At 71.3% G+C, this 7,411-nt stretch carries 9 protein-coding genes; 3 read left to right on the top strand and 6 right to left on the bottom strand.

Translation table 11 applies throughout. The features are described from left to right. The 5 genes from KBZ04_RS12290 to KBZ04_RS12270 form a co-directional block, all read right to left on the bottom strand. On the bottom strand, positions 1-396 hold a 396-nt coding region (locus tag KBZ04_RS12290; RefSeq protein ID WP_254992201.1), incomplete at its 3' end, for a translation initiation factor IF-2 N-terminal domain-containing protein. Next, positions 393-725 (bottom strand): YlxR family protein, encoded by a 333-nt coding sequence (locus tag KBZ04_RS12285; RefSeq protein WP_409995975.1) that lies wholly within the window; start codon positions 723-725, stop codon positions 393-395. The genes KBZ04_RS12290 and KBZ04_RS12285, both read right to left, overlap by 4 nt. 20 nt (positions 726-745) lie before the next feature. Then, on the bottom strand, positions 746-2,170 hold the full coding sequence (gene nusA, locus KBZ04_RS12280) for a transcription termination factor NusA (protein ID WP_254992199.1): 1,425 nt from the start codon (positions 2,168-2,170) through the stop codon (positions 746-748). A 54-nt stretch (positions 2,171-2,224) separates the two neighbouring features. Beyond that, complete coding sequence (locus KBZ04_RS12275) at positions 2,225-2,698, bottom strand: ribosome assembly cofactor RimP (protein WP_254992198.1); 474 nt, start codon at positions 2,696-2,698, stop codon at positions 2,225-2,227. A 124-nt stretch (positions 2,699-2,822) separates the two neighbouring features. After that, positions 2,823-3,107, bottom strand: a complete 285-nt coding sequence (locus KBZ04_RS12270) for a hypothetical protein (protein WP_216905957.1) — start codon at positions 3,105-3,107, stop codon at positions 2,823-2,825. Between the two features lie 80 nt (positions 3,108-3,187). Here KBZ04_RS12270 and KBZ04_RS12265 point away from each other — a divergent pair, with 80 nt between their 5' ends. From KBZ04_RS12265 to rpiA, 3 genes are all read left to right on the top strand, one after another. After that, the gene (locus KBZ04_RS12265; RefSeq protein ID WP_254992197.1) at positions 3,188-4,006 is read left to right on the top strand and encodes a metallophosphoesterase; all 819 of its coding nucleotides are present in this window, start codon (positions 3,188-3,190) and stop codon (positions 4,004-4,006) included. Next, the gene (locus KBZ04_RS12260) at positions 3,985-5,133 is read left to right on the top strand and encodes a trypsin-like peptidase domain-containing protein (RefSeq protein ID WP_254992196.1); all 1,149 of its coding nucleotides are present in this window, start codon (positions 3,985-3,987) and stop codon (positions 5,131-5,133) included. The genes KBZ04_RS12265 and KBZ04_RS12260 overlap by 22 nt, the downstream gene beginning before the upstream one ends. 61 nt (positions 5,134-5,194) lie before the next feature. Then, positions 5,195-5,908, top strand: a complete 714-nt coding sequence (gene rpiA / locus KBZ04_RS12255) for a ribose-5-phosphate isomerase RpiA (RefSeq protein ID WP_254992195.1) — start codon at positions 5,195-5,197, stop codon at positions 5,906-5,908. A 12-nt stretch (positions 5,909-5,920) separates the two neighbouring features. Here rpiA and hisD read toward each other — a convergent pair whose 3' ends face one another. After that, entirely contained in the window at positions 5,921-7,279 is a 1,359-nt protein-coding gene (gene hisD, locus KBZ04_RS12250) for a histidinol dehydrogenase (protein WP_254992194.1), read from the bottom strand. Positions 7,280-7,411 lie beyond the last annotated feature (132 nt).

Below are 7,411 nucleotides of genomic sequence, written 5' to 3'. Positions count from 1 at the left end.
GGGGCGGGCGGGGGCGGGGGCGGGTGCGGCGGCCGCCGTCGGCCGCGTTGCCGGGGGGCGGCTCGCGGGCGGGGCCGGGGCGGCGGGGGCCGTTGGAGCCGGCGGCGGAGCGCTGGCCCGGGGGGCCGCCACGGGTGCCGGGGCGGCCTTCTTGACCGCCAGGATCGCCTTGGCCGGGGGGGTGGGCGCCGGAGGTTCGGGCCGCGACGGGGCCGGGCCGCCGTCGCCATTGACGCCGATCAGGGAGCGGATGCGGGTCGCCTCGTCATCACTGATCGAACTGCTGTGACTCTTGGCCGCAATGGAGAGCTTCTCGGCGGCATCGAGCACGTCCTTGTTGTCCAGGCCCAGGTCCTTCGACAGCTCGTAGATTCTCACGTTGCCGCTGCTGGTCATTCAGAAAGGTCTCCGTACGGTGGGGCCGAAAGGGCCCCGGGGCCGCACGCACGTGGCGACCATGGTTCATCTTGCCTCAGAGGTCGCGGGGCCGATCGCTCGAGACGTGCCTCGAGGCTGGCGAGGATGGCCTCGCTGACGGCGCAACGCAGGCCGCGCTGGAGACGGCGGCGGCGGCGGGCTTCCTCCAGGCAGCTCGGTTCTGGGCACAGATAGGCCGAGCGACCCATTCCCTGATCCAGGCTCACGCTCCCGTCGGCCTGACGCACCACACGCCACAGCTGGCTGCGGTCGCAGAGGCGGCGGCAGGAGACGCATCGGCGCAGCACCGGGCGCCTCGCGTTCGACGTCACCGGACGTCCTCACCAGGGAGCTCGTCGTCGTCGCCGGCCTCGATGGGAACGTCGGCGGGCTCCGCAGGCTGGCTTTCGGCCTGGGCATCGGATGGCTCCTCGCCCTCCTCGAGGTCGTAGGACTCCTCGTCCTCGGGCAGGGGGTAAAGCTCCCGCAGGCGGGCATCCTCCTCGGCCCGGGTGGCCTGCTCGGCCTCCAGGCGGGCCTCGGCTTCGGCCTGCAGGGCCTCCTCCTCCTGGCGCTGGGCGATCAGGGCCGCCACCGTCTGGTCCTCGCTGACCTGGTCGTACTCCTGGGCATTCTTGATGTCGATCTTCCAGCCGGTCAGACGGGCCGCCAGGCGCACGTTCTGTCCCTCCCGGCCGATGGCCAGGCTGAGCTGGTCGTGGGGCACGAGCACGTGGGCGTGGTGCCCTTCGGGGTCCACCAGGCGGACCATCTCCACCCGCGCCGGGCTGAGGGAGTTGGCCAGGTACTGGGCCGGATCCGGCGACCAGCGGATCACGTCGATCTTCTCGCCCCGCAGCTCGTTCACCACCTGCTGAATGCGGGAGCCGCGGGCGCCGATGCAGGCCCCCACCGGATCCACTTCCCTCTCCACGCTGTCGACCGCGACCTTGGTGCGGGGGCCGACGGCACGGGAGGGGGGGTTGGCTTCCCTGGCCACGGCGACGATCCGCACCGAGCCCTCCTGGATCTCCGGCACCTCGTTCTCGAACAGGTAGACCACCAGGCCCGCATTGGCCCGGGAGACGAACAGCTGGGGACCACGACGGGGCACCTCGCTGACCTCCTTGAGAAACACCTTGAAGGTGGCGTTGGCGCGGTAGTTGTCGTTGGGGAGCTGGTCGCGGCGGGGCAGTTCCGCCTCCACCTCCGGCCGGCCCAGGCCGCTGCTCACGGCCATGATCACGCTCTGGCGCTCGAACCGGATCACCCGGGCGGTGAGCACCGGATCCTCCAGGTCGGCGAATTCCTCCTGGATCATGCGGCGCTGCTGGTCGCGCAGCTTCTGGGCCAGCACCTGCTTGGTGGTGGCGGCGGCCATGCGGCCGAAATCATCCTTCTCCGGCGTCACGTCCAGGACCACCGTGTCGCCGATCTGGGCGTCCTCCGCCACCTGGCGCACCTCCTCGATGGCGATCTGGTGGTCGTCGCTCTCCACCTCCTCGACGATGATCTTGCTGGCCAGCACCCGATAGCCCTCCTCCTCGAGATCGAGCGCCACATCGAAGTTGCTGAAGTAGTCCTCCTCGAAGGGGTCCTCGCTGATGCCCAGGTAGAGGGTGCGGCGGTAACGCTCGTAGCCCTTGAGCAGCGCCTCCCGCAGGGCCGCCTCCACCACCTGGGGAGCCAGCTTCTTCTCGTCGCTGATGTCCTCGATCAGGTTGTTGAGACCGGGGAGCAGAACCAGGGCCATGGACTCGGGGGCAGGTGGGAAAAAAGAAGGGAAGGAAGGACGAACCGGAGCGGCTCAGGAATCGGGCGGAGTTTCGGTGAGCCGTACCCGCCGCACCTCCCCGCGGGGGATACGCAGGATGCGGCCGCGCTCATTGAGCTGCACCACCTGGTCATCCCGGCCCAGCAGCAGGCCCGTGCGGCGCACCTCCGCGCCGCCGGCCTCCTGGCGAATCAGCTCCACCGGGAAGCCCCGGAAGCTGACGAAGTCCCGGTCGGTGAGGAGCTCCTCGCCGATGCCGGGGCTGCTCACCTCGAGGACGTAGGCCATGGTCAGCAGTCCCGATGCCTCAAGGGCCTCGGCGAGGGGACTGCTCACGGCGGCGCACTCGTCCAGGTTCACATCGGTGCCGTCGGCCCGCTGCACCCGCACCACGACCGTGAGGGGGATGCGATGGGCCAGCACCTCCACCGACTGCACCGTGAGGTGCGCTTCCTGGACCACCGGCCGGGCCAGCGTCTCCAGGTCGTCGGTGAGGGGATGGGGCAAGGACAGGCAACGCGGGCGGGAGGGTCCGCCGTGCGCTGCAGTGTTCACTGCCCCCAACCAGCGGCGATGCCCCTGTCAGGGGGAACGTCATCCGGGAAAAGGGTGATGCCCGGCGGGCATTGCCTCACCCTAAGGGATTGGCCCCCGGGGGGCTGGGCAGCTCCAGGACAGGCGCCTCGGCGTAGTAGTCGTTGGCGCTGACCTCGCCCCGCTGGCTGAGGTCCTGGTTGAGGCACTGGCCGCACTGCTCAGGCGTGCGCAGGAACTGGCAGACCCGGGCCCAGAGCTTGGCGCGGCTGCCGGGAGCCCCCTGGCTGAAGTGCACCAGGTCGTTGCCTCCGGCCATCCCCTGGATCTCCACCTTGCAGAGGGTGCAGCGCTGCCGGGTGCCGGGAGGGATTGTGGCCATGGCCTCGGGGAGGACTGGGGGCAAAGTTAAGCCGATTCAGGTCAAGCGGTCCTGCCCGGGGCCGGGCGGAGCGGTCTCCGATGCGAATTCTTCAACTGAGCGATCCCCATCTGCTCGCCGATCCCGCCGGCCGCTGCCGTGGCCGGCCGGCGCTGGACCTGCTGCGCCATGGGCTCCAGGAGGCCCTCGGCCAGCTTCGGGCGCTCGGGGAGGCCCCCGATCTGCTGCTGATCAGCGGTGACCTCTGCGATGACGAGAGCTGGGGCGGTTATCTCCGACTGGGGGACGTGCTGCAGACGCTGCCGCTGCCGGTGGCGTTGCTGGCGGGCAACCACGACCAGCCCGCCCTGCTGCGGGCCGCCCTGGGGCGCCGCGCCGTGATCGCTCCGGCCCTGGTGCGCTGCGGCCAGGGCTGGTTGCTGCTGCTCGACAGCCACCGCAGCGGTGACACCGCCGGCGAACTGGGCCCGCTCCAGCTGGACTGGCTGCAGCGCCAGCTCGCCGCCGAGGCGCCCGCCGGGGGCCAGCCACTGCTGGTGGCCGTGCACCATCCCCCGGTTCCGATCGGCGACGCCGCCATGGATGCCATCCGGCTGCGGGATGGCGCGGCCCTGCTCGATGGGCTGCGGCCGCTGTCCGGGCTGCGGGGGCTGGTCTTCGGCCATGTCCACCAGCACTGGCAAGGGGAGCTGCCCGGCCGGCCGGAGGTGCCCCTGCTGGGCTGCCCCTCCACCCTGCGCAGCTTCCCCCCCGTGCAGCGCTGCCCCCTGGAACGTCCGCACGACCCCGGTGGGCGCTGGCTGGAGATCGGCGAGGACGGTGTCCTGCGGCAGCGGTTGCTGCGCTGGGCTCCCGTCGACGGCCCTAGCCTCGGCGGATGCAACGCTTCCTCCCCCTGACGTACCTGGGCCGGCAGCTGCGGGGCCTGATGGCGCTGGCCCTGCTGCTGGCGATCACGGCACTTCCCCTGCCCGCGGCGGCCCTCGAGGCGGATCCCCCGGCCCTGACCCCCCACAGCTTCGTGGCCGACGCCGCCCGGCGGGTGGGCCCGGCGGTGGTGCGGATCGACACCGAGCGCAATGTCGCCAGGCCCCCCTTCGATCCCACCCTGCTGGATCCCCTGCTGCGTGACCTGTTCGGCGACCCCTCCAGCAGCACGCGGGAACGGGGCCAGGGCTCGGGAGTCGTCTTCGATGAGCGCCGCGCCCTTGTGCTCACCAATGCCCATGTGGTGGAGAGGGTGGACGCGGTGACCGTGACCCTGGCGGATGGCCGCCAACTGGATGGCGCGGTGGTCGGCACCGATCCGGTCACCGATCTGGCGGTGGTGCACATCACCGGCAAGGTGCCCCTGAGGGCGGCTCCCCTGGGGGATTCTGAAGCCCTCGAAGTGGGCGACTGGGCCATTGCCCTGGGCAGTCCCTATGGCCTGGAGCGCACCGTCACCCTGGGGATCGTCAGCAGCCTGCACCGGGACATCAACAGCCTCGGCTTCGCCGACAAGCGCCTCGACCTGATCCAGACGGACGCGGCGATCAACCCCGGCAACTCCGGCGGCCCGCTCATCAACGCCTCCGGTGAGGTGATCGGCATCAACACCCTGGTGCGTTCCGGGCCGGGGGCCGGGCTCGGCTTCGCCATCCCCATCAACCTGGCCAAGCGGGTGGCCGACCAGCTCGGCGACGGGGGCACGGTGGTCCATCCCTACCTGGGCCTCCAGCTGGTGCCGCTCACGGCCAGGATGGCCCGGGACAACAACAGGGACCCCGATGCTCTGCTGCAGCTGCCCGAGCGGGATGGGGCCCTAGTGCAGCGGGTGCTGCCGGAAAGTCCGGCTGAGGCGGCCGGGCTGCACCGCGGCGATCTGGTGGTGTCCATCGCCGAGCAGCCGGTCAACACCCCTTCGGCGCTGCTGCAGCAGGTGGAGCAGGCCCAGGTGGGCCAACCTCTGCCGCTGCGGGTGGTCCGGGGCCAGCGGGAGCTGCAGCTGTCGATCCGGCCGGCGGCCCTGCCCCAGGCGGGCTAGGCCCAGGCAGCCGGGGCAGTTCCCCTTGCTACGGTCTGGCCCGATTGCCGCCCGATCCCCCATGTCCGATCTCCAGGACCGCATGAAGGAGGCCGTGGCCACGGCGGCGGTGGATCAGATCCGCGACGGCATGGTGGTGGGGCTGGGTTCCGGTTCCACGGCCGCGCTGATGATCCGTGCCCTGGGTCAGAAGCTGCGCCAGGGCGAACGCAAGGGCATCGTCGGCGTCACCACGTCGTTCCAGGGGGAGGTGCTGGCGGCCGAACTGGGCATCCCGCTGATGGCCCTCAACGCCGTGTCCAGCATCGATCTGGCCATCGACGGCGCCGATGAGGTGGATCCGTCCTTCCAGCTGATCAAGGGGGGCGGCGCCTGCCATGTGCAGGAGAAGCTGGTGGCCCGCCGGGCCGATCGCTTCGTGATCGTGGTGGATGCCACCAAGCTGGTGGAGCGCCTCAACCTCGGCTTCCTGCTGCCGGTGGAAGTGCTGCCCGGCGCCTGGCGCCAGGTGCGCGAGGAACTCACCGCCATGGGGAGTTCGGTTGAGCTGCGGATGGCGGTGCGCAAGGCCGGTCCGGTGGTCACCGACCAGGGCAACCTGGTGCTGGATGTGGCCTTCGAGGGCGGCATCGGCGACCCGGCTGCCCTGGAGGCGACGATCAACAACATCCCCGGTGTGCTGGAGAACGGCCTGTTCGTGAACCTCGCCGATCAGGTGCTGGTGGGTGAGATCGAAGCCGGCGAACCCCGGGTGCGGGATCTGCCCCGGCGTTGATCCGCCCCGGCGTCAGTCGGGCGAGAGCCGCTGACGCACGGACTCGGCGTGGCTGTGCAGCCCCTCGCTCTCGGCCAGGGTGATGACGGCGGCGCCGGTCGCCTCCAGGGCCGCCCGGTTGAACTGGATCAGGCTGGTGTGGCGCAGGAAGGTCTCGACGCTGAGGGCGCCGGCGAAGCGGGCCGTGCCGGACGTGGGCAGGGTGTGGTTGGGCCCGGCCAGGTAGTCGCCCACCGCCTCGGGCGACCAGGGGCCGAGGAAGATGGCGCCGGCATGGCGGATCCGATCGGCCAGGGCTTCGGGATCCGCCACCAGCAGTTCGAGGTGCTCCGGGGCGAAGCGGTCGCTGAGGGCCGCCGCTTCGGTCAGATCGCCGCAGACCACGATCAGGCCCCAGTCGTTGAGGGCCTGCAGGGTGATGGCGGCCCGTGGATGCCCCTCCAGCTGGGCTTCGATGGCGGCCGGCAGGGCCGCGGCCAGCCCCTCGCTGGTGGTGATCAGGATGGCGGCCGCCAGGGGATCGTGCTCCGCCTGGGCCATCAGATCGGCGGCCACCTGGGCGGGCTGGGCGGTGTGGTCGGCGATCACCAGCACCTCGCTGGGGCCGGCCAGGGAGTCGATGCCGACCCTGCCGTAGACCGCCTTCTTGGCCAGGGTCACGTAGAGGTTGCCGGGGCCGCTGATCACATCAACGGCGGGGATCGTTTCGGTGCCGTAGGCCAGGGCCGCGATCGCCTGGGCGCCCCCCACCCGGTACACCTCCTCCACCCCGGCCCGGTGGGCGGCCGCCAGCACGGTGACGTTCGGCTCGCCGCCGGGGCCGGGCGGGGTCACCATCACCAGACGTTCCACGCCGGCCACCCGGGCGGGAATCGCATTCATCAGCACCGTGCTGGGGTAGGAGGCCCGGCCGCCGGGGACGTAGATCCCCGCCCGCTGCACCGGACGCCAGCGGCGACCCAGCCGCTCGCCCTGGGGGCCAACCACGGCCAGATCCGAAGGCATCTGGCGGCGGTGGAAATCGAGGATGCGGTCGTGGGCCAGGTCGAGGGCCCGGCGCAGGGGCTCGGGGCAGACCCGCCAGGCCTGGGCCAGGCTCTCGGGCGGCACCCGAAGGGGATCGGGCCGCTGGCCATCGAAGCGCTCGCTGAACTCCAGCAGGGCCGCATCGCCGCGCTGGCGCACCCCGGCCAGGATCGCCGCGACGTTGGCCTCTTGCTGCTGCATCTGATCGCCCTCGGTGCGGGCGGCGATCGCTTCGAGCCGTTCACCGGCCAGCTGCCCATCCCGCAGACAGGCGATCCGCAGCGGCGGCAGGGCCGCAGGGGCGTCAGCGGCGGGGCTGCGGCTGGTGGGGGTGGATGCAACCACGGGGCGGTGCCTGAGGCGGAGGACTGTCACAAAATTAGGGCCAGGGACCGACCAGGCCCCAGGAGGTAGGATCCGCGTTTGCCGAGTCAGCGCCCTTACGCCTGTGGCCAATAACACGTCTTCGAAGAAACG

Source organism: Cyanobium sp. N5-Cardenillas, assembly GCF_024345515.1.
Classification (GTDB): Bacteria; Cyanobacteriota; Cyanobacteriia; order PCC-6307; family Cyanobiaceae; genus Cyanobium.
This window is presented reverse-complemented; position numbering and strand designations above follow the sequence as displayed.

Excerpts from the sequence above, each read along its gene's own strand:
- nusA (WP_254992199.1), bottom strand. The coding sequence starts at position 2,170 with ATGGCCCTGGTTCTGCTCCCCGGTCTCAACAACCTGATCGAGGACATC.
- KBZ04_RS12270 (WP_216905957.1), bottom strand. The coding sequence starts at position 3,107 with ATGGCCACAATCCCTCCCGGCACCCGGCAGCGCTGCACCCTCTGCAAG.
- KBZ04_RS12265 (WP_254992197.1), top strand. The coding sequence starts at position 3,188 with ATGCGAATTCTTCAACTGAGCGATCCCCATCTGCTCGCCGATCCCGCC.
- KBZ04_RS12260 (WP_254992196.1), top strand. The coding sequence starts at position 3,985 with ATGCAACGCTTCCTCCCCCTGACGTACCTGGGCCGGCAGCTGCGGGGC.
- rpiA (WP_254992195.1), top strand. The coding sequence starts at position 5,195 with ATGTCCGATCTCCAGGACCGCATGAAGGAGGCCGTGGCCACGGCGGCG.